Source organism: Nostoc sp. (genome assembly GCF_036917235.1).
Classification (GTDB): Bacteria; Cyanobacteriota; Cyanobacteriia; order Cyanobacteriales; family Nostocaceae; genus Nostoc.
Genome location: NZ_JBALDU010000053.1, coordinates 45,419 through 70,398, shown reverse-complemented (window position 1 = coordinate 70,398; position 24,980 = coordinate 45,419). Strand labels below are relative to the sequence as shown.

At 42.2% G+C, this 24,980-nt stretch carries 17 protein-coding genes; 4 read left to right on the top strand and 13 right to left on the bottom strand.

Annotated elements, in window-relative coordinates:
* Positions 1-56 precede the first annotated feature (56 nt).
* Together V7K44_RS16620 and V7K44_RS16615 are read left to right on the top strand one after the other, a co-directional pair.
* The gene (locus V7K44_RS16620; protein ID WP_334933046.1) at positions 57-827 is read left to right on the top strand and encodes a WecB/TagA/CpsF family glycosyltransferase; all 771 of its coding nucleotides are present in this window, start codon (positions 57-59) and stop codon (positions 825-827) included.
* A gap of 123 nt (positions 828-950) precedes the next feature.
* Positions 951-2,795, top strand: a complete 1,845-nt coding sequence (locus tag V7K44_RS16615; protein ID WP_334933045.1) for a tetratricopeptide repeat protein — start codon at positions 951-953, stop codon at positions 2,793-2,795.
* Between the two features lie 89 nt (positions 2,796-2,884).
* Here the strand turns inward: V7K44_RS16615 and V7K44_RS16610 are convergent, their stop codons facing one another.
* The 8 genes from V7K44_RS16610 to tftA form a co-directional block, all read right to left on the bottom strand.
* Complete coding sequence (locus V7K44_RS16610) at positions 2,885-3,808, bottom strand: CHAT domain-containing protein (protein ID WP_334933044.1); 924 nt, start codon at positions 3,806-3,808, stop codon at positions 2,885-2,887.
* Positions 3,809-3,850: 42 nt separating this feature from the next.
* Positions 3,851-4,567, bottom strand: coding sequence for a hypothetical protein (locus V7K44_RS16605; protein WP_334933043.1), 717 nt, complete (start codon positions 4,565-4,567; stop codon positions 3,851-3,853).
* 193 nt (positions 4,568-4,760) lie between these two features.
* Positions 4,761-6,413 carry a formylglycine-generating enzyme family protein gene (locus tag V7K44_RS16600; RefSeq protein ID WP_334933042.1) on the bottom strand — a complete coding sequence of 551 codons (1,653 nt, stop codon included), beginning with the start codon at positions 6,411-6,413 and terminating at the stop codon, positions 4,761-4,763.
* Position 6,414: 1 nt separating this feature from the next.
* Positions 6,415-8,118 (bottom strand): VWA domain-containing protein, encoded by a 1,704-nt coding sequence (locus V7K44_RS16595; RefSeq protein WP_334933041.1) that lies wholly within the window; start codon positions 8,116-8,118, stop codon positions 6,415-6,417.
* Positions 8,111-9,064: an AAA family ATPase gene (locus V7K44_RS16590; RefSeq protein WP_334933040.1), complete on the bottom strand. Its 954-nt coding sequence runs from the start codon at positions 9,062-9,064 to the stop codon at positions 8,111-8,113. Before V7K44_RS16590 ends, V7K44_RS16595 begins: the two co-directional genes overlap by 8 nt.
* On the bottom strand, positions 9,049-10,074 hold the full coding sequence (locus tag V7K44_RS16585) for a hypothetical protein (RefSeq protein WP_334933039.1): 1,026 nt from the start codon (positions 10,072-10,074) through the stop codon (positions 9,049-9,051). The genes V7K44_RS16590 and V7K44_RS16585 overlap by 16 nt, the downstream gene beginning before the upstream one ends.
* A gap of 231 nt (positions 10,075-10,305) precedes the next feature.
* Complete coding sequence (locus V7K44_RS16580; protein ID WP_334933038.1) at positions 10,306-11,394, bottom strand: TIR domain-containing protein; 1,089 nt, start codon at positions 11,392-11,394, stop codon at positions 10,306-10,308.
* A gap of 254 nt (positions 11,395-11,648) precedes the next feature.
* The gene (gene tftA, locus V7K44_RS16575) at positions 11,649-13,001 is read right to left on the bottom strand and encodes a hormogonium tapered terminus morphoprotein TftA (protein ID WP_334933037.1); all 1,353 of its coding nucleotides are present in this window, start codon (positions 12,999-13,001) and stop codon (positions 11,649-11,651) included.
* Between the two features lie 186 nt (positions 13,002-13,187).
* Here tftA and dnaG point away from each other — a divergent pair, with 186 nt between their 5' ends.
* Complete coding sequence (dnaG, locus tag V7K44_RS16570) at positions 13,188-15,143, top strand: DNA primase (RefSeq protein WP_334933113.1); 1,956 nt, start codon at positions 13,188-13,190, stop codon at positions 15,141-15,143.
* A 342-nt stretch (positions 15,144-15,485) separates the two neighbouring features.
* Here the strand turns inward: dnaG and V7K44_RS16565 are convergent, their stop codons facing one another.
* Entirely contained in the window at positions 15,486-16,217 is a 732-nt protein-coding gene (locus V7K44_RS16565; protein ID WP_334933036.1) for an MBL fold metallo-hydrolase, read from the bottom strand.
* Positions 16,218-16,410: 193 nt separating this feature from the next.
* Here V7K44_RS16565 and V7K44_RS16560 point away from each other — a divergent pair, with 193 nt between their 5' ends.
* Entirely contained in the window at positions 16,411-17,934 is a 1,524-nt protein-coding gene (locus V7K44_RS16560; RefSeq protein WP_334933112.1) for a site-2 protease family protein, read from the top strand.
* A gap of 34 nt (positions 17,935-17,968) precedes the next feature.
* On the opposite strand, the gene V7K44_RS16555 is transcribed toward V7K44_RS16560, so the two are convergent.
* The 4 genes from V7K44_RS16555 to V7K44_RS16540 all read right to left on the bottom strand — a co-directional run bounded on the left by V7K44_RS16555 (position 17,969) and on the right by V7K44_RS16540 (position 24,749).
* A complete protein-coding gene (locus tag V7K44_RS16555) occupies positions 17,969-19,225 on the bottom strand; it encodes an FAD-dependent hydroxylase (protein ID WP_334933035.1) in 1,257 nt (418 codons plus the stop codon).
* A 124-nt stretch (positions 19,226-19,349) separates the two neighbouring features.
* A complete protein-coding gene (locus V7K44_RS16550) occupies positions 19,350-20,228 on the bottom strand; it encodes an N-acetylmuramoyl-L-alanine amidase (protein WP_334933034.1) in 879 nt (292 codons plus the stop codon).
* 294 nt (positions 20,229-20,522) lie between these two features.
* The gene (locus V7K44_RS16545; RefSeq protein WP_334933033.1) at positions 20,523-23,510 is read right to left on the bottom strand and encodes a COR domain-containing protein; all 2,988 of its coding nucleotides are present in this window, start codon (positions 23,508-23,510) and stop codon (positions 20,523-20,525) included.
* Between the two features lie 609 nt (positions 23,511-24,119).
* A complete protein-coding gene (locus V7K44_RS16540) occupies positions 24,120-24,749 on the bottom strand; it encodes a DUF4126 domain-containing protein (protein WP_334933032.1) in 630 nt (209 codons plus the stop codon).
* Positions 24,750-24,980 lie beyond the last annotated feature (231 nt).

The following is a 24,980-nucleotide window of genomic DNA, read 5'->3' as shown; positions in this document are numbered from 1 at the left end:
TTGTTCGGATTCTTCTAAACTTGGTATACTGGCTAATAAGTGAGGAAGGTGCAGAAATGAAAACTTTTCCTGAAGTGAAATTGTTTGATACAAGATTCCATAAAGTTAAAGTACAAGAATTAGTTGATTATTTAATAGAAGCAGCAAAAAGCCAAAAAAAGACAGTTATAGGAAATGTGAATATCAGAGCCATGAATTTCGCTTATGAAAAGTCTTGGTATCGAGATTTTTTGAATAAGGCTGATTTAGTATTTTGTGACGGATTTGGTGTAATGGTAGGAGCTAGATTCAATGGTTATTCTATGCAATCTGCACATCGAATGACAGCACCAGATTATATAGAAGATTTAGTATTAAAGTGCGAGCGAGAAAACCTTTCTTTATTTTTGTTAGCTGGAAAACCTGGCGTTGTAGATAAGGCAATTACTAAGTTAGGATCAATTGCGCCTAATTTACGCGTACAGGGACATCATGGTTATTTTGATAAATCAGGAAAAGAGAATGATTTGGTAATAGAAAAAATTAATAAATTCCAACCAGATATTTTATATATTGGTTTTGGTATGCCATTACAGGAACGCTGGATTTTAGATAACTTCAATAAAATTGAAACTACTGTATTTTTACCTTTAGGTGCTTGTCTAGATTTTTATACTAACTCTATATATCGCGGCCCGCGTTGGCTGACTGATAATGGTCTGGAGTGGTTAACACGCTTAGTTACTGAACCTACTCGTCTAGCAGACCGTTATATTGTAGGCATTCCATTGTTTTTTTATCGTGTAGTTAAACAGCGAATCACTCAAGGAATGATAACAAATCGCTAAATAAATTTTTCTAAATTTTGCGTTTGTTATGACCATGACTGGTGAAAAGTGGCCAATTGTTTCCCCTACCTCTGCGGACAAGACTAGAATTAGAATTGACGTGACATTCTCATAGTAGCCAAAGTGCCAGACTCTCTGCCATTAAGCGATCGCTATCTTGCCTTAATCGATGAAATTGTCGAAACCACCCTCAAGGGCAAAATTAGCTCTGTAGAACAGGTGTATCAAATACTGCTTAAAGGAATTACTTCCGGGACAGGGGAAGTCTTTGAGCTAGCTTTGAGCGATCGCCTGAATTCTCTCCAAAGCCAAGTAGATAGCGAAAAAGACGAACTCAAAAAAGCCAAGGCGACTCGCAGTTTGAGAGCCATTAAGACTATTCAAAGCCAATGGCAACGCTGGCAAGAGCAAAACAAAGCCACAGAAGCGATCGCCTTTGCAGCTACAGAAATTACTACAGCCCCTGCTGGCGATCGTCTAGCGACATTTATCCGGGTTACTGACCCCAATCAGAAGTATCCGCTAAATTTACAACAGTTACAGCAGTTATCAAAGGCATTGCAGCAATTTGCTCAGGCAGATGCTGATTTACAACAATTTTCCGAAGGGATTACCCGTGGTTTAGCTTCTTGGCAACGATTGCAAGATAACTTGCTCAGTTGGATGTACGAGCAAAAAGAATCTTTGGGATTTGGCGGCGTACCGGGAGAACGTGGCCCTTGGGCAAGTTGGGCGAAACAACTTAATAGTGAGTTACCCAAAACACTACTTCGCACTTTAGCTAGGGAAGAATCCGCAATCGAGTTTGCCGAACGACAACGAGGCATCACCCTTAGAGATTGGGTGGAAATGGCATTGATTTTACAGTTCTTGCAACGGGGACTAATTAACTGGTTTGACCAACAAGCTTACGATGTGAAAGCGGGGCCAAAGTTGTCCATTTCCACTTTTTTGACCTTTGCAGTGATTTGGAGTCAGTTAGCAAGTGGTTTTAGGAGCATTGGGACAATATACAGCGATGCCTGTTCTCAAATCATGCTCCAGATTTTACGAACCTTTGCCCAGCGTCCGTATTTTCCCTTTTACGGCGGGATTTTTGCCTCTTTTACTGGTACTTATTTACGAGATGCCCTAGATTATCTAGATGAACCACTGCGAAGAGGCGAAGGAACCCAAGAAAAGGCGCGAATTTTGACACTTTTAGGTTACTCTCAGCGGGCTTTGGGACAATACCAGCGGTCAATTGATTTTCATCAGCAAGCCCTAGAGATAGCCAGGAATGCAGGCGATCGCACCTGTGAAATTGCCAATCTCAATCACCTCAGCCGTACCTACGTGCAACAGCAAAATTATGCTGAGGCAATTAACTACAGTCAACGAGCATTAATACTAAGTCGGCAAGCAGGCGATCGCACAGGAGAAGCAAACGCGCTGGTAAATTTAGGTTACAGCGAAGTTATGCAAGCTCAGGAACTGGAAAACCTAGAACCCGAAACCTATGAAGCCGCAATTAATTATTTGGAACAAGGTTTAAAATTATCAGAAAAATTAGGCGATCTTCAAAGTAAAGCCTTATGTGTCAGCAGCTTAGGAATTGCCTATTTAGTAATCGGAGAACACCAAACTGCAATTAAATATCTGGAGGATGGTTTTAAAACAGCGCAAGTTTCCGGTGATTTGTATCTCCAAGGGCGGAACTTAGCTTATTTAGCAGAAGCTTATTATCATCTGCAAAATTCTGAAAAAACTGTTTACACAGGCTGCTTGGGAATGTATCTTTTAGAGCAAATAGCTTCTAATGAGTGGCGTCAAGCAGCAGGATTACTGACAATTTTACAAGGACAAATAGGGGCAGAAGCTTTCCAAAAGTTCTTACAACAACATCGCCCGAAAATTATTGCTGTTATCGGTGTAGATGGGTACGATCACATTCCGCAATTGTTAGAAGAATATAAGGGAGATATGTAAGAAAGTAATTTGATTCAAGTTTTCGGTGTGTTACCACGTTAGTATAACGCACCGAAAATATACACCATCTTCTAATTATTTACACTTGCTTAACCCTTATTTATTTCCAATTCCTTAAGCAATTCTTCAATATTGTGCAATTGAACTTCATACTGTTCAATTCGTTGTGCAAGCTCATATTTGGCTTCTGAATCAGTTTTAATATTCCATTCTTGCTTCAAAAATTTTAACTTTTTACGAACATTTTGATATTCTTCTTCTAAGTCTTCGCGCTTTTCTTGAATATGCCGTTTTGAAGATATATTTAGAGTTGTACCATTGCCTAGAACAGCATTTAGCGTAGAAGAATCATTTGGCGCAGAAATAGAATTAAATTCTGTTTTTTTATAGAGAATAGGAGTCAAATGTTCAGACAGTCCTGCCATTTGAATTGCTGAACAACCCAGATGATAAGCAAACTCCATTGACCGACCAGATCCTAACGCATCATAAAATCCAAGAGCAAAATCTAGAGCCGCTTTATTGGTAATTGATTGCTTCATCCCAATTACGTAGGGAATATGTTGGGCAATTATCTTTGCTTGATCCTCGGTGTAACAACCGTTCAAGAGAACACAATTCACCTGATCTGAAAATAACTTAAATAAATCTGCTAAAGCCTTGGCAGAAATAAGAAGAATATGTCCAGTATCATCTTCAAATACTAATCCTTCCTCTTGCTCAGTTTCTGTTTCTGTAGCAAACTCTTGAGTTATGGTTTCTTTTTGTTCTAATATCTTGTCGTGTTTGCGATGTCCAGCAAAATGAACAATCTGAGGATTGCATTCTAGAAGGGCAAGTTGAATATCTCTAGGACGCACCGCCCATCGTTGCTCAAATTTGAAGCGATCGCGATGTCTTGCTCTTAATAACCCATCACTAATATCTCGTGCTTCCTGCTCCAAACGTGACTGAGAGCTTCCTACTGGATTTGCTGCTAAAAATAAAATAGTTAGGGCAGATGGATCAGACATACTTAAATGATACGTGCAGATTCAAAAGATTCGTTTCTTCTGTTATTGTTTTTGAAACTCTAAGTTAAGAAAGAACAAAACTTTACAAATTCCAAATCCAAGAAAAATTAATTGTATTAATGCACTGGATATAAGAGTAATTAATATTGAAGAGTTTGCAACAGTAATATTGAAAATTTTGTAAAAAATTGCCTGCAAGCCCCAAACGATTAAATAAGTTAATAACATCAAAAAAAACGCCTTCCACCAATTTCCTTTAACTAATGTTCTACTGTATAGAAATGCTGCCTTACCTCTTTGACCTCGGAGAATAAAAGCGTGAAAGTATAAGTCGTTGTTTATAAAGTAAATAATACCTGGAATAACCAGCAAGCAAGAAAGTAAATAGAAAGTAATAAAAAATCTTATCTCTAAACCAATCAGTGGTAATATGCGCGACAATATCCATTTTACTACAGCTTTAGGTTGAATATCTTCCTGAAGAACAGAACTTTCTGTAAAGATACAAATAGTAGCACTATAAATTGAATTTGCAAAGATATAAGAGATAGAAACAATCGGAATTAAACCCCAAAAATATAATTTATCCCTGTAACTTAATAAGTAGTTTGATAATACAGTTAAAATAATAGAAAAAGGCAGGTATATTAAAAATAAACCAAGAAAGAGCCGATTTTTTTTAATATATAAGTTGAAGCCTAATGATATTAATTCAAGCAAGCCCAGTTTTTTGGTTTGAAGTTCAGAAAGGATACTCATAGGTTATATTTTATTACCTTATGCTTAGATATAAATCTATTATTTACCACATTCTATTCAGCGTTAATAGTACCCTGACGGGTACTGCTTGAGAAATTCTTGTGAAGCTTTTTGTAACGAAAAGCAATAAACCCACATTCTGCATGATTAAATATGCTTAAAATTATGTACTCCGCAGGTTTTTTCGTCAAAATTATAATTTTGATTTGAGATTCGCTTTGTGCAAAGATACCGCTACTCGGAAGCCAATTGTCAGCACTTTATTATCAGGAGGAATTTCATTACGATAGGCAGAACAACATATACTAGGTTCATTTATCCAAGAACCACCCCGGATAACTCTAGGTGAAGCCCGGTTGTTAGTAATTCGGACACTTCCATCTTCTGGTGCATTTGTGTAGTCGTCATACCAGTGATCAGCACACCATTCCCAGACGTTGCCATGCATATCATCTAGCCCGAAAGCATTCGCTGCATTATGAGAACCTACTTCATTCGTTTGTTTGCTTGATCGTCCCTTGGGGCCAGAACGATATCGTTTGCTTCCGTCATAACTGGCAAGTTGAGGAGAAATCGTTTCGCCAAAGTAAAATGGGGTTTCTGTCCCTGCACGACAAGCATATTCCCACTCGGCTTCGCTGGGTAAACGATAGGGCTTCCCAGTCTGTAATTGCAACCGCTCACAAAACTCGATCGCCTCAAACCAGGTAATGTGCTCCACAGGTAAATTATCACCTTTAAAGTAGGAGGGGTCAGGATTCAGTTCAATCCGAACTTTGGTAGTCTTAACAATTGCCCGCCACTGGGCTTGTGTCACAGGAAAACGGCTAAGAAAGAAGGACGTAATGGTGACTGAGTGTTGAGGGCGTTCGCAATAGTCACCCTCGTTGTGTGCAGTTCCCATCCAGTAATTGCCCTCTGGTATACGCACTATTTCTAGACTAACTTGTCCCTCTAATTGCTCATAAAACAGAGTTGCTTGTTGTTCACGTCGATCAACTACCCAGCGTGACCCCAACCGCATAAACCGGGGTTGACGAATCAGTTTAGCTGTCTCAAATTTAAATGACTTTAGAGAGGGTTCTCTGGATGCAATCGAGTTGATATGCCAATCAGAGTTCTGAAACTCAGGAATGGGTAAAGTTACTCCTGCGACGACAATTTGATTATTATGGGCTGGCAAAGATTTGAGGGCTGATTTTGCTTGGCTATGATTGCCACGAGCGAGTTCACGCATTCCCTGAAGATACGCCAGCAAAGATTCAAAATGAGCATGACGCAAAGGAGTTGCGATCGCTTCTGTTAATGATGTCAGCCGCAGCCATTCTGTTTTTTCGCTGAGAGTTAATTCGGCAAGCTTGTTAGCCAAATCATGGGCGACAGCTTCTGGATAAACATACGCAAGTGCTGTCCAACGTTGAGCTTGAGCCAGAGTTTGTACAGACGATTTAGAATCATTCAATTCTCGTTGTACGTAGGATAGTAAAAAATGGGCTAATTCTTCAACACGCTTCTGACCGAAGCTAGGATGTTGAATCATTTGGTCTAATAAATAATTGCGTAAATCTGCATCCATCTCATATAGTTCATGTCCTACCTCTTTGCAGAGTGGAGAGAGGAGTAAGTCCGCTACTGCAATCCACGGCACTTTCAAGTCTTGCTTTGCGATATCCATCGGAAAATTTGCCCAGAGGCAGTAGGTCAAATGGGGCGTGAGAGCGATGGGCAAGGCAGCATGATAGGCTAAATATACATGGCCTTGGGTAAATCGTCTTTGAAATGATGCGATCGCCTCTTCGATTTCCTGAGAGCGCGTTTCTGGCAGTAAAGCACTAGAATTCGTCATCTTAGCGTCTCTCCCCCAGAGGTTGATGTCGTCCTCGTAAGACATTAATCGCTTTGTAAAATTCCTGACGATTTACCTCAAACATGGGAACTAAAGCGGCAATGTCATGGGCGGTTGTAGTTTGCCAGCGATCGCGCGGAACCGGATTGAGCCAGGTAGTATAACGTACATACTGCCGTAACTCTTTTAAAAAGAATTTTGTCAACCGCCGTCGCCTAGAACTGAACCCACCACGCGCTGCGCCAGCATCGCTGAAAATCAAGCAAACTGTTCTGGCTTTAGGCAAGTTTGATAAACAATCATCAATTGATTCTGCCTCTAAATGATAGCGATCGCGGTACAAATATTCATCTGGACAGTTGTGAAAATAGTAAACCCGAACCCGGCTGAAACGCCCTCCACGCAATGCTGTATCTGCCAACTCTTGACAAAGGTGGTGAAACGGAACCATTGAACCATCCTGATCGATTAACAGCAGAAGTTCTATGCGGTTGGTACGTCGTGGAACCAATACAGGATTTAATAAAACTCCGTGCTGGGCAACCTGTTGAATAGTGGCTTCCATATCTAGCTCGGTGGGTGGCCCCTCACGACTAAACTGACGCAGATAACGCCACCCTTGCTTCATTTGTCGATGAGTGACTGGTAAATTGTTAACGATTAGGGGGAAGAGTTCGCTAAGTTGGTCGTCCAATTGCCTGATTGCTTTGACAACTTGAATCTCATCAGCCATTGTCCGAATGACTTCAGGCGACAGCATTGTTTTGGGTAAGTTGGTGTAACTCTCAGGAATGATCGCCTCATCTGCAAAAGAGGCTGTCTGTTGAATTTTCCACATCTTCCAAGCAACAAGCAGCAGAATAATACAGGTAAAAATAATTAATAGTAAGTTAAGATATTCAGAATATAATATTTTATTCAAATAATCATTATTTTGAATAAGTAAAATCGCTTGGTTGGGATAACCAAGCTGAACTTTACCTCGAGGGTCAATCAAGCATAAGGGAATTTGCTTCTGGAAAAAATCAGTCTTACCAGCATTGGAAATGGGAATTAGGAGAGTTTTTTCTCCTAATTCACCATCTTTAAATTGAACAACTTGGGGAGTATCACTGACCGGGGAAGTATCGTTAGGTTCGTCTGGGCGACAGTTCTTTCCAACATTCAATTCTGCACTGACTTCTCCATCCCTGCTACCAGTGCGGGTAATTTTGATCTGTGCTGCCTTTTCACCTATATTTACGGTGAAGGAAGGAAAAATAAAATTAGTGCCGCTGAAGCTTAAAGTATTAACCTGTGATTCCTTTTTGAGGAGAAACGCGCTGCCGATCGCAACAACACAAGTTGCAAGTCCTAATACCAAGAAAGGTATGATTCGAGCCGTTTTATATTTCTTTGAAGGTTGTTTTTTGTTTTGATTGGGTGTTACTTCGGTGTCCGTTGAGTTAGTTTTCTCCGTTTCGCCTTGAAAAAAGTCTGCTTCCAGTCTATCTGGGATGATTTGGTTAAAATAATCTTGAAAAATTTCTTCTTCTCGCTGGGATTTTACCCAAATAGCACAGCATAGTTGGGCTAGTGCAGTGCGATCGCGAGTCCCAAAACCTGCATTAATAGATTCCAGCAGCAGATGATATTCTGCCAACCCCAAGGGAAAACCTGCCTTCCTTAAACAGGTGAATAATTCTAATAATGCTGGATCATTCACGATCGCTAATTAACCTCAAATAATTAATGTGGGCATCCCAACTTTTGAGTAATACCTCTAAGTAAGGCAGTTGAGCTTCCCCCGACAACTTATTTAATACTTCTTGTAATGAATCTCGCTTTAGCGCCTTAATCCAATCGAGTAATTCACTCGTACTCACATTCTTACTGAATTTACCTGTTTCACCCTCCATAGATTCCCGTAATTTCATAAAACGGGAAACGGCTGTATCTGTCAGTTCATCTGCAATATCAGGGAATCGACATTTGACAATTTGCACAATTTGTTCATAGCTGGGAAAATGGACGTAATAGAATAAACACCGCCGCAAAAAGGCGTCAGGTAAATCTTTCTCATCATTACTAGTAATAAAAACAATTGGTGAATTGACTGCCTTAATCTCCTTTTCTTTCCCATTTTCTCGCACCTCTTCAATCTGAATCAGTTGCTCGTCGAGTTCTAACAATAAATCATTGGGAAAATCGATATCAGCTTTGTCAATCTCATCGATTAAAACTACCGTCCGCTTGTGATTAGTAAAAGCTCTACCTAATGGGCCCAAACGAATATAAGATGTTGGATCATCAAAGCGTTGCTTTTCTTCTATAGTTAAAGAACCAGATGCCGCTAATTGAGCATCGCGTAGCCGTCCAACGGTATCATATATGTACAAACCATCTTTGGCTCGACTAGTCGATTTTACATACCAAGCCTCAAAATCTAGTCCTAACTCATAAGCGATTGCAAGAGCTAGTTGAGTCTTGCCACATCCAGGTTCTCCTTTCAGTAATAATGGACGACCTAAATAAATCGCTAGATTCACAACATCCACTAATTTTTGGCTGGGTAGGTAAGGATAGATGAGTTTACCTTTGTAACTATCCCCTGGGTTAGGTTGCTTAATGCCAGTATATTCAAGACGATCAGAATTTAGAAGCGTAACCATTTGCCCTCCTGCTCAAACCAATTACAACCACAAAGATCGCAAATTTTTCGTAAAGTTGGCATTGGAATCCCTTGCTTTTCTAAAAGCACTCTAATAGTTTCTGTTTTATTAGCAGAGATAGCTGGAGGTAAAAAATCACTCTGATAATTTAACCAATCTCTTAAATCTTTATCTGAGAATGGATGGATTGCAGGCAATCCCAGAGGGTAATTCGGTTGCCAATCTGAATCATAGTTCTCGACAAAACCGATATTCCACTGAGATATTACACCTTGGTAGTCTATCAGGAATATGAGTAGTTTGAATGCGTTTTGTCTATTTTTTTCTTCTAATACTTTTTGAGCAAGTGATGCCCAAAACTCGTTAAGTAAATCACACAAGTTTTCTTTGATGGTTTCATCGGCATTATTAAAGGCAATTAAAACATTCTGTGATTTCCATAGTTCACAAACTTTTTCAGTAATTTGAGAGGGTAAACTCTTTTCAGGCAATCCAACTCTTCCGGCAAATTCATCCCAAATTGCTAAAATATCTGTCCTTGATGAAGTTCGATTTAAGTCAATAACAATATTTTTTCCTTCCAAAATGTTGGGAATAATCGAAGCCAGTCGATTGAGCAACCATCTTTGACCACTGTCCTTAGAATTGCCTTGGATTAAAAACACACCATGAGAGTGTTTTCCAGCAATCTCTTCAAAGAGATTGTGCTGTTCCCAGTATCCTAACTTCAATAGTGATTTATATAAGATATCAAAAGTTTGGCTTTTTTCTAAATCAGAGTTTTCTACTCGTTTCGGTTGATTAATCTGTTCTTCTAACTCGTCGAGTTCTTCTTCTATTTCTTTTAATTTTGCTTCATACTCTTCAATTCGCTGTTCTAGCTCATATTTAGCTTCCGAGTCAGTTTTGGTCGTTCTTTCTTTCTTGAGCCATTTCAACTTTTTGCGAACTTCTTCATATTCATCTTCTAGGTCTTCACATTTTGCCTCTAAACGCTTAAGCGAAGGCATATATTCTCCTTAATTAATGTCTAAATATCAGATGATCTCGCTTGAATTCTAGTATGGATACTGCCTTAAAAAACTTATTGCAAGAGTTGGATAGCCACATGGTATTGAGATTTAGAAGAGAAACAAATCAGGGTAGGAACATTCGGAACTTTGCCAAGGAGCGATTCTAACTCTGCCTTTACGCGGTGAACACACTCTGTCTTTATGAGTAATCTACTTTTTTGACTCATTTTACAGGGAATTAACCGCTTTACGAATACCTTCTACCACATTTAGAAACGCGGCATCGCGATCGCTCCACTGAGTTATGGGTTTGGCATCTTTTGGTAGAACCTGGAGCTTACTAAATGGCGAATCTTTCCAATCACAAGGCCTGAGAATAATCGGAATCACCCTTGCTGTGCCTTGATTGTGTCGTGCGATCGCCCCCTGCATCTCTATGTCATAGCAATAGTCCGATCCCATGAAGGGGGGACTGATCAGCAGCAGGATTATCCGAGCGGATTCTAGTCGCCCCTTAATTTGAGCTTCCCATTCTTCTCCCGCTTCGATGGCGCGATCATACCAGGCAGTAATCTTACCCTGCCGCCTGAGGTTAGCCAAATGAGTCACAAATTCTGACAACAAATCGTCATCTTTATGAGAGTAGGAGATAAAGACATCGATTGGCGCATTCTGTAATTGCTCAACTGGAGGTTGAACAACAATATCTGAGGTGGGTTGAACAGTGGCATCAAAAGATGTAGATTTTTTTAGCAGCACTGGGGTCAAGTGTTCTGCAATGCCTGCCATCCGAATTGCCGCACACCCTAGCTTGTAGGCAAACTCGATGGGACGACCTGCCCCGATCGCATCATAAAACCCCACTGCAAACTCGATCGCTGCTCGATCTCCAATTGCCTGGTTCATGCCAATTACATAGTCTACGTGATTAGCGATCGCTTTCGCTTGCACTTCTGAATAACAGCCGTTGAGCACAACACAGCGAATTTGGTCAGCAAACAGTTCAAACAAACCTGCCAATGCTTCCCCGTCCACAAGCTTCGTGTTGCCAATTTCATCTTCAAAGACTAGCCCTTGCTCCCCCGCCCCATGTCCGGAGAAATGGATAATCTGCGGACTGATATCGAGCATCGCCCGTTGAATATCACGAGGACGAACCGCCAACCGTTGCTCTAGCTGAAATTGGTCACGCTTTTGAGCGCGTTGCAGTCCTTCCCCAATGTCCCGCAACTCTTGATCGAGCCGTAGACGCGTGGTGTCTTTAGGATTGGCAGCCAGAAATAAGATGCTTTGCCGATGACCACTGAAAAAACTCATAAGGAACTTGCTTCAAAATTGCTCACATAATTGAGCTTTCCTGTCAGAATATACAGAATTTTTCTAGACTATATAATATATATTCAGCTATTATACAAAAATTTTGCCCTATAAATACCCTCAATATAATTTTTACGTATATACCTTGCTATTATCCAAAATTTTTCCGCATCACACAATTAAATGGAAATTGTGTGAATATTATTACTCGATTGCACGTCCTAAAAAAATTGCTATGACAAGTTACTCAATACTCAAAGAAGTCCTGCTGATTCATATAACCTTTTGAGCATTGCTGAAATCTTCGTACCATAATCCAAATCTGCTGACCACCGCCCTGATAGCTGATCGATTAATGGCGCAATCCCGCGTGTGACAAAGCGAAACCTTGGATCTACTACTTCCTGTACCAAAGGTTCCAAACTGGCGTAAGCTTTCAAATGTTGGATGTGTGCCCTGACTCCAATTCTGGCACTTGGAAAAGATGCAGCTTCCGAACCGCCACCGATCGCACCTAAGCCTGCAAAGTTATTTTGCTCAGGTTTAATATCGCCACCAAACCGTAAAAATCCTGTTTCTACACACATTTGGCAAAAGGCAATATCATAATTCACTCCTTCTATACCGGCTTCTTCCCGATAAAGTTTTGGGATATCAGGAAACTTTGTTAAAGCATTTTCATTATTGTTTCTGAGGAATAATTGTAACTGTATTTCGGAAGTATTCCCATTCGACATCACCCGCGAAAATTGACCAGGGCAAACCATCAAATTCGAGCGCAAGCTAACAGTACGCGTCGCAGCATCCCAATTGACTGCAACATTAAAATCTCGCAGTTCGATTGCTTTGACATAAACTATTTTGTGATAGGTAATTTTATTGACATTAGCTGCTTTTGAAAGGTCAATTCGGAGAAGGTCTACTAAATCAATGGGGATGTAAGCATTACCATTAACTAAAACTCCTTGTTCTGTGTAACTTTGTCCATTAATATTAATATTAATAGGTGGATAATTTGCTTCGGCTGGAGTTCCCGGAGTGGGGTCAATTACACGACTCCAAGTTACCAATCCATCGACAATTCCCAAAGCAAAATCGCGGCGACGAGTTTGCAGTAAAGCCCGATCTTCTGGATTGCTGAGAAACCCCACTTGCATTACCAAAGCTGGCAGCGTTGTCTGACGACAGAATGCTAAACTACCCAATCCACTATCTGTATCTGGTTTGACTCCCCGATTCGGTAATTGGGGTACGCGGCGCAACAATCCCACTAGTAACTGTTCAGCATTGCTCTTGCGATCGCTATTATTAGCAATGTAGAAAACGCTAGCTCCACGCACAGAAGGGCTGTTAGCCGCATTAGCTGCAATTTCTAGAGCGACATCACCCCGGCGGCCACGAGAATTAATCCAGGTGATAGTTTGAGCGGCGCTCAAGTCATCAGGAACCGCCAAAATTTCCAAACTCCGCGCCCTTAGTTCCGTGACAATCAAATCCCGCAGCAGAATCATTTCTTTTGCTTCACTTGTACCACCTGCGATCGCACCTTGATCTATTCCTCCCGCTTCTTTCCCTCCATGAGCCGCTGATATAAAAATACGCCCCATTTTCAGTATTTCCTCTGATAAAATTAAGTCTAAGCAATTGTATACATCATTCTTGGTCTGGCAACAAGAATATAATAGCTATCAGAAGTCATTTGTCCTTTGTCCTTTGTCCTTTTTTCAAAGTTAATCCCCAATGACTAATGACCAATGACTAATGACCAATGACTAATGACTAATGACAAAGCTATGCAAATCCCCCGCTTGCACCCAGACACAATTGAGGAAGTTAAACTACGGGCTGATATTGTAGATGTCGTCTCGGAATACGTAGTTTTACGCAAACGCGGGAAAGATTTCGTCGGTTTGTGTCCTTTCCATGATGAGAAATCCCCTAGTTTCACCGTCAGCCAGACCAAGCAAATGTACTATTGCTTCGGCTGTCAAGCTGGAGGAAATGCCATTAAGTTTGTCATGGAGTTGGGAAAGCGTTCTTTTGCTGATGTGGTGCTGGATTTAGCACGGCGTTACCAAGTACCTGTGCAAACCCTAGAACCTGAACAACGCCAAGAATTACAGCGTCAGCTATCTTTGCGTGAGCAGTTGTATGAAGTTCTCGCTTCTTCAGCACAGTTTTATCAACACGCCCTCAGACAATCCCAAGGGCAAAAAGCACTTCAATATTTGCAATCTAACCGCCAATTCAAAGAAGAAACTATACAGCAATTTGGTTTAGGTTATGCCCCCGCAGGTTGGGAAACTCTCTATCGTTATTTAGTCGAAGATAAACATTACCCAGTGCAAATACTGGAAAAAGCGGGATTGATTAAGCCACGAAAGGAAGGGGGGGGGTATTATGATGTATTTCGCGATCGCCTCATGATTCCCATCCGCGATGTTCAAGGGCGCGTCATTGCCTTTGGTGGGAGAACTCTGACTGATGAACAGCCTAAATATCTGAATTCACCCGAAACCGAACTTTTTAGTAAAGGTAAAACATTATTTGCCCTCGATCGAGCCAAAGATGGGATTTCTCGACTCGATCAAGCGGTGGTGGTGGAGGGATATTTTGATGCGATCGCTCTCCACGCTGCTGGTATTAATAACGCCATCGCCTCGCTCGGTACAGCTTTAAGCTTAGAACAAGTCCGGTTAATATTACGCTACACAGAATCGAAACAATTAATACTCAACTTTGATGCTGATAAAGCCGGAACCAATGCCACCGAACGGGCGATTGGTGAAATTGCCGAACTAGCATACAAGGGCGAAGTTCAGCTAAAAATTCTCAATTTACCCGATGGCAAAGATGCTGATGAATATTTGCATAGTCACACTCCAGAAGATTATGGAGAACTGCTAAAAAATGCGCCACTTTGGCTAGATTGGCAGATTCAGCAAATTATTCAAGACCGAGATTTGAAACAGGCTACTGATTTTCAGCAAGTAACTCAGCAAATAGTCAAATTACTTAAAAATATAGCTAACAGCGATACACGCAACTATTACGTTTCTTACTGTGCAGAAATACTCAGTTTAGGAGATACCAGACTTATACCCCTAAGAGTCGAAAATCTATTAACTCAAATTGCTCCAGCTGCGGCTATATATTCTAAGCCCGTATCAGCGAAGAAAGCATGGGGAGGTGGTAAATCCCCACTCTCCATTTCCAACTCCCCACTCCCGACAGAACGCAGCCTTTTAGAACACGCAGAGGCGTTATTATTGCGAATTTACTTGCATTGTACCGAACAACGTCAAATAATTGTTGACGAATTAGAGGAGCGAGATTTGCAATTTAGCCTTTCCCACCACCGATTTTTATGGCAACAGATTTTAGAAATTTCATCCGGTGATGGAGAGACGCAAAGTTTTTCGTCTCTACCAAATTTAATTTCCCGTCTCCAAGATCGGTTCTTAGAATTTGACAGCGAGATCGGGTTAATTTCCCATTTATTTCATGTGGATGAAAAAAACCAAAAAGAAATACTGCGGACTCCGCAAGTAGTTCAAGCTGCGATCGCTTGTATGGATTTAGTGATGCTTGAAAAACGCTATCGTCACTTTTTAGAACTATGGCAACAAACCGATCCAGAAGCAGAACCAGAGCGGTATCAATATTATTATCAGGCTTTCTACACTGAAAAAATTAAGCTTCAACAAATAGACCGACAACGGTTATTTTCCATCACAGAGCTTTTGTAGCCTTGCACTCACGCTCAACCTAAATCTTGATTAGACCTCAAGATCGTTCAGTAGACTTCTTGGCATTGTGAGGAAAAATATCGGACAGGCGTTTTGCAAACACCTCACGCCCTCATCCCCTAACCCCTTCTCCCAAAGGAGAAGGGGAATTGAATGTCTAGGCTCCCATCTCCCTTGGGGAGAGGGGCTGGGGGTGAGGGCAAAACGTTTTCACCAAGCGGGTTTAGCGTTAAGTTGACACCTATGAAGGCCTACACCCCTACGACAGGTATGGTTCAAATACATGAAAATTGCTGTCTGGACAAAATTTCATCCTTGCGGTTCTCAACAGCCCTGCTACCTCTAAAATGGTTGTATCCCCAGCAAAGTTGGTAAATCCAGAGAGGCGAGGTGTTGATAAGCTCGATCTATGATCCGCTTACCTCTAAGAAAGCCTGTATTAGCTCCAGGACAAATATACTTGAGAGTTTCTGGTGTAAAACGTTCTAACAATAATCGAAGGCTCTGAATTTGCCTTGGCCAGTGAAAGGTTTTAGCTGTCCGTAATGGTACTGTTTGACCGTACTGGTTAGGGAGTAAATGGCGACCAGAAAATAATATACCCCCAAATTCACTGTAGTAGAGACAAGATGAGCCGGGAGAATGCCCTGGTGTCCAAATCGCTTGTGTAGCTGTATCAAGAGTAAATTCTTGTCTAAAAGTAGTTACGGTTAAGCCTGGTAATAAATACGCTTCTTGCTCTTGAATCAGCACCTCGCAGCCAAAAGCTTGCTGAAATTCAGCAGTCTTGCCAATTGCGCCGCGATGGGTGATAAATAACCAACGCACGCCTCCATGCGCTGCTAAAAAATCTTGATTTGTTTTTTCTAGTGCAGGGCAATCTATGAGGATATTGCCTTCATTTCTTACAATAAAATAAGAGGTTCCCCCTAATGTGTCCCGATTGGGTGGAAAAGCAAAAATGCTCTCTTGTGCGAAGTCCGATTGCAGAGAACCTGCGCTCAGAACTTCGTTTGGGAAGACAGCCCGTGGTGGCTTAGTTGTATAACTTGGCTGTTGAGGTAAAGGGCACATAATCAAAGAACCGAAACTGAGGAGTTGTGGACAATTTGATGACAGTGCGGAAATTCTCAAGAATTGCAACTTGAGCATTAACCAGCACTGTTAACCATTGTGAAGAAAATTGGGATTTGAGGTCTGCCTTGTAGTTAATGCTATGGTGCTGAAGCTACTGGTGGGGCGTTTTATCAAAATTACTGAAGAGAACATGGCATTTTGGTTTCTGTTTATCCTCCTGCTGGGGCTAGCTACTTATCTAATGGTGCAGCGCAGCGTTGCTCTCATTACCCGCACACCAGTATGGTTGTTGTGGCTGGTTTTAATGACACCAGCATTCCTGTTGAGTGGATGGACGCTAATCTACGGGGCGAAACAACCTCCACCGCCAGGACTGATCCTCTGGTCGGTATTTGTCTGCACAGTCTTGTACTGGGCGTTGTTTCAATGGGGGCGTCAAGTACCAAGAGATACACAGACCGAAGCCCAAACCCCAGCCTCAGAATCACAACCGACTATCCAGCCTACCCCAGAACCAATAGTGCGTCCCATTGAACTAGCCGAAGAAACTCAACTGCGAAATTGTTTTCCTTGGTCTGTATACTACGTTCAAAATATTGAGTATCGTCCACAATCTGTGATTTGCCGGGGTCAGCTGCGAACTAAAGCCAGCAACGCTTACCAGCAGATTAAGACTAATATTGAAGCACAATTTGGCGATCGCTTCTTGCTGATTTTTCAAGAAGGTTTCAATGGCAAACCTTTCTTTGTCCTGGTTCCCAACACTCAAGCTGCTGCAAAACAGACAGATACACCACGACGCAACCAGGAACGATTAACTCGACCAGGATTAGCGCTGATGCTGCTAGCAGCTACTTTGATCACTACTACCTTGGTGGGAGTGCAAAATGCTGGTGTTACTCTGCCGCCTATCTGGCAAATTGGATCTTTGTTTAAACTTCTATCTAACCCAGATGTCCTATTTAAGGGATTGCCTTATGCTTTAGGGCTGATGGCTATTTTGGGCACTCACGAACTTGGGCATTATTTGACAGCTAAATTCTACAAGATTCGCTCGACATTGCCTTACTTTATTCCCGTACCTTTCTTCTTGGGAACATTTGGCGCATTTATTCAGATGCGTAGTCCCATTCCCAACCGCAAAGCTTTATTTGATATTAGTATCGCTGGGCCAATTGCAGGTTTTGTTGTCACCTTGCCATTACTAATCTGGGGCTTGGCTCATTCTGATGTGGTTGCTCTGAGTGAAAAAACCCGACTTTTAAACCCTGATGCCCTTAATCCCAAGTATTCCATTTTACTGGCGTTACTCTCGAAGTTAGCTTTGGGAAGTAAGTTAACAGCAACATCAGCCCTCGATCTGCATCCAGTTGCAGTAGCAGGTTTTCTGGGATTAATTGTCACAGCGTTAAATTTAATGCCTGTGGGACAATTAGATGGAGGTCACATTGTCCATGCGATGTTTGGACAACGAACTGCGATCGTCATTGGTCAAATTGCTCGCGTGTTGTTGCTATTACTTTCTTTAGTTCGGGAAGAATTTTTGGTGTGGGCGATTATCTTATTATTTATGCCGTTGATTGATGAACCTGCGCTGAATGATGTCACTGAATTGGATAACAAACGTGACGTTTGGGGCTTACTGGCAATGGCTTTGTTGATTGTAATTATTCTGCCATTACCGCAAGCGATCGCTAATTTCTTGCAAATTTAAAAAGTAAACATATCAGCGATCGCATTCTCAAGCCTTATCGTTTTGCTAATTCTGGAGTCCGCCCCTTCAAGCCAATCATCAATTTCAGCATAAATACTTTTAATACAGGTACTCGCTGCAAGAACCATAAACCCAAGCGACGAACTACCACCACGGGGAAGAAATTATTAGAGAACATCCGATCTAACAAATCAGTGAAACCTAAAATTGTCAGATTCTCTAGCTTGCGCCAGCGTTCATAACCTTTGAGAATCTGAATATTGCCAATATCTTTACCCGCTTTGTGCGCTGCTTGAATTATTTGCGCCAAAGCTGCGGCATCCCGGATACCCAAATTTAAACCTTGTCCGCCGACGGGATGGCAATTGTGCGCCGCATCACCAATTAATGCTAGTCGGGGGAGAACGTAGCGATCGCTTTGCATGAGTTGTACTTGAAAAACAAAGCGATCGCCTAGTAATTCCAGTTTCCCCATCCGATCGCCATAGCGGCGGCTTAGTTCTGCCAAAAATTGCTCGTCATTTAAAGCACACAAAGCTTTTGCTTCTTCATGGGGCGCTGTCCAGACAATGCGGCAACGGTTCCCCGGTAAAGGTAAAATCGCAAAGGGGCCGCTAGACCAAAATCTTTCGTAAGCGGTGTTATTGTGGGGTTTTTCTGGTTTGACAAAGGCGACGATACAAGATTGCCAATATTTCCAGCCAGAAGTTTTGATTCCAGCAGCTTGGCGAATTGGCGATCGCGATCCATCTGCTGCTACAACTAATTTGCTGCGAACTGTCTTTAGTCGATCGGCAATTTTTATCTCGATGGCGACTATATTCTGCTGGTATTGCGTATTTACCACTTCCGCCGGACACAGATAAGTCACATTTGGGCAATTTTGGACAAACTCTTGCAACGGCTGCAACAGGGCTTGGTGTTCCGCCACATAACCTAACTCTGCTGTATTTATATCATCTGTGGTAAATTCCACCACATCGGGGTGATCGGCATCCGAAAGACGAACTCGGCAATACTTGGCGATTTGAGGCAACATTTTGTCCCAAACACCAATTCCTTGATAAATTAGCGACGAAAGCTGATGAACTGCATAAGCTTGTCCCTTGGCTACCGCCGCAGATGCTACTTTTGCCTCAATTAGTAAGACACTCAAACCAGAATCTTTTAAAGCAGAGGCTAGAGTTAACCCAATAATCCCACCGCCGACAATTACCAAATCATATTCATATCCCCGCTCATTTGGCGGTATTAGTTGAGGGGAAATTTGCTCAAGCTGCGTTATGGCCATTGTTAAGTTAGGTTACAGCGTCTTAACTCTTATTTTGACGCGATCGCGCCTTCTTGAGCAAGTTTACAATTCAAAATTGTATCCATAACCCTTGCAGAGACGAGAATTTTCGCGTCTCCACAAATTATTTGCTGACTCGATAGACTGGTCTAACCTGACGATAAGTATTAAGTAAGCTCAGAAATTTATGACCATCAAAATTTATCGGGTCAACTTTTTTACCAGAACGGTCTACTAAATGGTGCGTAGTGATGCGATCGTCTGGGACTTGACTTTGAGCAATTAACCAAGCAAGGGAATGATATTGAGTCTCCGTGTAGCCGCTATGAGTTTGTTGACTGCTACTGTCATAACTATCTGGCGGTGTTTCCAAAGAAACGTGATAAGCAAAATTATTCACAGACGCGGGTAAAGTCGGATTAGTCTGCACAGTTTCCACTCCCTGAGAACCATCAAAGACAGAGTTAGCTGCACCAAAAGCCCGTTTGTCTGGCGGTACTAGATAAACCACCGTTCCGTCTAACTTGATTAAAGCGTGGTAACTTGCTTGTACACCTTCATCGCTATGGGCTACTTGAAAGAAATTAATGGCGCTAGAAGCAGAATAACCAGTTTCATGGAGGACGATAATTGGTTGATTGTTGACAGAAATGCCGTTAACATCTTGGGTGTAACGTTCTCCATAATTACTTGGATCGACCGAAGCAACTTGATAATTAGGTCTGTACTGTGCAAAAGCTTGAGTAGTTATGTATCTTGCGACAGGCTGGTTAGTCTTGACTGGGGACTTGATAACATTTTGAAATTTCTTCTCTGGCTCTTTCGCTGATTGAAATTGCGCCTGGGGATATTTACTGAAAGCTGTAACCTGTGGATTGGATGTACGGGATATTGTCGGATTGTTGTGTAATTTTGTTGCTCGTCCAATTAGCAGCACTACAATTAGAGTGGCAAACATCAGCCAGATTAGTAGTACCCTAGTCACCCAGTCTGTAAACTTCATTTTTCTAATACCCGTAAAACGGTAGATATTAATTTATAGCTAAACTGGCGTGTCAGTTGTAGAGGTGCACTTCTGTAAACCCCTACCGCTTATGGTATCCAAATAATAATCGCTATAATACCTTAATTCTAGTCAAATATACGTTACTAGTATATGTTGAATGCTAAGTAATTGTTTTAAATGCTTCCTCTGTCTATGGAGCTATTTAAATGCTCCTAAAACCATTGCTACTGCTTGAATAGTTGATGAATTGTGTCTCTACAATTCAAGAGCGCAATCTCAAATCTGAAAGGGTTAGCGTTTATACTCTGCTGCGTGGTGTTCGCATAGCCACAGGTAATGTCCCTCTGGAGTCAAGACGTTCTTTAAGCCACCCCAGTGCTGCTGTGGATCTTTTTCTTCTAAAAGTTGACGTAGGGCACGTAAAGCCGCACCATCGGCGCGTTCTGGATCTAAATCTTCACCTCTAGCAATTTTGTCTGCTAATTCTAAATCTTCAGATTCTTTGAGTTCAGGTAATTTTGCTGCTACTTCTTTAAATAGTTCTAAGTCATTTTTAAATAGCGTTTCATATTCTTTGGAATCTACGACACCCAGCCAAGGGCCAATTATCGGTGCGGCATATTTTAAGACTTTGAATAAGTTACCAATATAAGGTGCAGTTACTCTCAACCATTTGGCAGGTTCATTTATTTCATATAAACCGCCTTCTTGGGTGGGATGCCAACAACCCGGTGCTTGGCAATAGAGTTGTAAATCTAATTTCTGTCCAGTTAGATTCTTTTGCCAAGCTTTACCGCCATGTGGACGCAGAATAAAGACGTTGGGACAGTGAGAATCAATTTTTGCTTGTTCGCGGCGGAATGTATTGGTAAATCCCCGTTGTGTCAGTTCTAGGAGATTTTTGAATTCATTGAGAATTACTGTTTGTCCATCCACAACTGTGTCAACAACTGTTTTTTCTAACTGGTCAATGCGTTCTAACACTGCATTTTGAGTATTCCAGTTTAAGCCATATAAGAGTTCTGGCACTGATACATCTTCCATAGCTTCTGGGCATTCAATTGTTCCTTTCTTTTTTTCCCAGCGTTGCGATAGTTGTTTATAGTCAAATTCGTGAGTGCATGGTTGACCATTATGACCAAGACATGGAATTGTGCGTTGAATGTCTAATCCGGGAAACCTGGCGAGGGTGAGTTCGATGCCATCTCGAAGCAGAACAAAGAAATTCAGCGGGTTAGGGCCTCGCACTGTTAATTTAATATAGCGATCGCTTTTAACAGCTTCCACTAATGCTAAATGTTCTTGCTCATAAGCAAATAAGACACCGTTACGCCAATGGATGCCAGTTGTGAAGCGGTGTTGACGCGCAATAAACCAAGTGGGAATACCCGCAGGAATGGTATTGAGTTGAAATTTCATCGAAATTTCATTGCACTTACCTGTTTGTTTAATTTGCTGCCATTTGTGTTCATAATTAGGCGCGTCGAGGGGCAAACGTTCCACAACTAAACTGATATCCCGGTTTTCTTGAGTGCGGTAGGAAAGGTCAAAACGCTCCATGAGGCGCAGAAAGTGGTCGCGCATGGATGGCTCTAAGTCGCGCCAAAGTCGATCCATTTCCTGACGGGTGAAAATGCCAAGTTTATCGCTTACGTCTTTGCTTTCCAAAACTTTGCTGATATATTCAGTTACCCACTGGGGCTTAAGGATAACGGTATCGTTAAGTTCTTCGTTGTCTTGGAAGTAGAGAATTTCGCCTAATTCATGCAGCCATCGCGCTAGTACTTCCTTGCTGATATCCGCAACTTGGGACTCAGCCATGATGTCCCACAATTGTTGTGGTGTGATTTGTTTTTTTGGCTGGGTGCGGATGGCATTGGCAGCATCTAGCCAGGTGGTAGGCCAGATTTCACCCATTAAAGGCAACTTGGCAGCTGATTCTGCAATTCCTTGCCGAAGTTTTTCAATGCCAAGGCTGCTTTTAGAGCTAATTTTACAATGTTCGATAATCTGGGGGTATTTGTCGCGTAACTCTTTTAGGGGAAGGTCGGCATCTCGCTCATCGATGTGGGTGGCGACGAGTAAAATCGGAGATTCCGGGGCTAAAGCTTTGATAGTATCCAGCCAGTAATAGAGTTTACCTTGCTCAAATCCCAGTCGGGCATTCCAGGCGAGTAAAAATAGAGAGCGGTTGGTGAGGAAGAATTGATGGGTAGCGTGATAGATTTCTTGTCCGCCAAAGTCCCAGGTGTTCAGCTGCATGGTGACAGCTTGCGTGGGATGGGTTAATTCCAGGGATTTAATTTCAATACCGTGGGTGGTGGATTCCTGAGTGTCGAACTCTTCACCACGCAATGCTCTTAATAAGGATGTTTTACCCACACCTCCTTCACCGACGACTAGCAGTTTAGAAACCCACTGCCGTTGACTACCCTCTAACCTTTCTCGCAGATAGGTCAAAATTGCCTGTGTTCCCTGCTCGACAATTTCAGGTGGTGGCGAAGTTAATGGATTGTTCTGGAGGGATAGCGTTGTCAGGCTGGAGAGTTGACTGAATTCTAGCGGCAGGCTGCTGAGTTGATTGTTATCGAGGAATAGCCATGTCAAGTTGGAGAGTTGGCTGATTTCTGGCGGCAGGCTGCTGAGTTCATTGTTATCGAGGAATAGCCCAGTCAGGCTGGAGAGTTGGCTGATTTCTGGCGGCAGGCTGCTGAGTTCATTGTGATGAAAGAAGAGCATTGTCAGGCTGGAGAGTTGGCTGATTTCTGGCGGCAGGCTGCTGAGTTGATTCTTAGAGACGGATAGCGTTGTCAAGTTGGAGAGTCGGCTGAATTCTGGCGGTAGACTGCTGAGTTGATTATTTTCGAGGAATAGCTCAGTCAGGCTGGAGAGTTGGCTGATTTCTGGCGGCAGGCTGCTGAGTTGATTCTTAGAGAGGTTTAGCTTAGTCAGGCTGGAGAGTTGGCTGATTTCTGGCGGCAGGCTGCTGAGTTGATTGTCATTCAGGGATAGCGTTGTCAAGTTGGAGAGTTGGCTGATTTCTGGCAGCAGGCTGCTGAGTTGATTATTTTCGAGGTATAGCGTTGTCAAGTTGGAGAGTTGGCTAATTTCTGGCGGCAGGCTGCTGAGTTGATTGTCATTCAGGGATAGCGTTGTCAGGCTGGAGAGTTGGCTGATTTCTGGCGGCAGGCTGCTGAGTTGATTGTTACGGAGGTCTAGCTCTGTTGCCTTTTCGTGGGCAGCTTTTTCAATAATTTGCAACAGTTCTTCGTTTGTCACCTGCAAACCTCATCAACTCTGTAGCGATATTTACTAAGGTAGTATAGTATATCGCAACTAAACATTAGAGACTGGATTAGGGTGTTTATGTCCATAAAAACGGCTGTGATGTTTAAATTAGCTGAGTGCGATCGCTTTTCACGGTCAATAGCTGAGTGCGTAAGCGTAGCCCGTCGTAGACATCGCTAGCCTCGCAATAATATTTACTTATTCACGAGTATAAAAATCTCATTAAAGAAGTTCAAAGGCTCATTAATGGAGCTAAAAGACTCGTTCACGAGTATAAAAGACTCGTTCACGAGTATAAAAGACTCGTCCACGAGTATAAAAGACTCGTTCACGAGTATAAAAGACTCGTCCACGAGTATAAAAGACTCGTCAGCGAATATAAAAGACTCGTCCACGAGTATAAAAGACTCGTCAGCGAATATAAAAGACTCGTCGGCGAGTATAAAAGACTCGTCGGCGAGTATAAAAGACTCATTTACGGAGTTCAAAGAGTGCGCTACGCTTTCGCGCTAACACACCCGAAGACTGCGATCGCTTTATAATTGCGATGTCTACGACGGGCTATTCGGCGTCGCAGTTCTAAAACAAATCCATAACTACTTATCCCAATTCTCTAGATGGAGAGACGGTTTCGTTAGTTTGAGAAGATGCTTTATTGAAGAAGAAATTCCAAATTCTTTGAATAGCTATTATTAGAAAACCAATCACAATCGTTCCTGCTACCACTGGGAAAGCTAGCGCCAGCACAGACAGCGCGATTGCAATGAGCAACTCAATGGTTGACACAACTGGATTGGTTAATCCACCTGAAGCGCCTGTAGAACTTATCCGCAATATATTCGTTAATCCCTGAGTTAATCCTGCGGTTCCGCCACCAGCAACTAAAGCTAACGTCCATTGCACCAGTGGATTCATCTCTGGAGCAACAGATGCTGTGACGATTGTCCCGGCGATAAATGCCGCAGGAGTGGCAACAATATCCAGCAGATGATCCAACCAAGGAATGTAATAACCGATAATTTCTAGCGAACAAGCGACGGCAAAAACAATTACAGCTTGAGGTGTTTCCACCCAATCAAAGTTAGTCGGCAAATCTAAATGTCCAAAAACTGAAGCCACACTCAATGCTAGCAGTGGTACAAATACTCGAAAGCCAGCCGCCGCGCTCAAACTAATCCCCAGTAATAATTCAATAAATGTATTGAGATTGAACAAAGAATTTAAATCCATAGTAGGAATCAAGTTATACACCTGGTGTTTTTTCCATCTTTGAGTTGAACGGAGTAATATCATGTCCGCGACAAATCTGGTTTTTACCCCACCCTAGCCCTCCCCTTGCAAAGGGGAGGGAACAAGATTTTCCGGTTTCCCCCCTTTACAAGGGGGGATTAAGGGGGGTAATTCGTGTATACACGGTAGTAATAAAGGGTGCGGTTCTCTGGGTTTAATAAGTAATCAAGG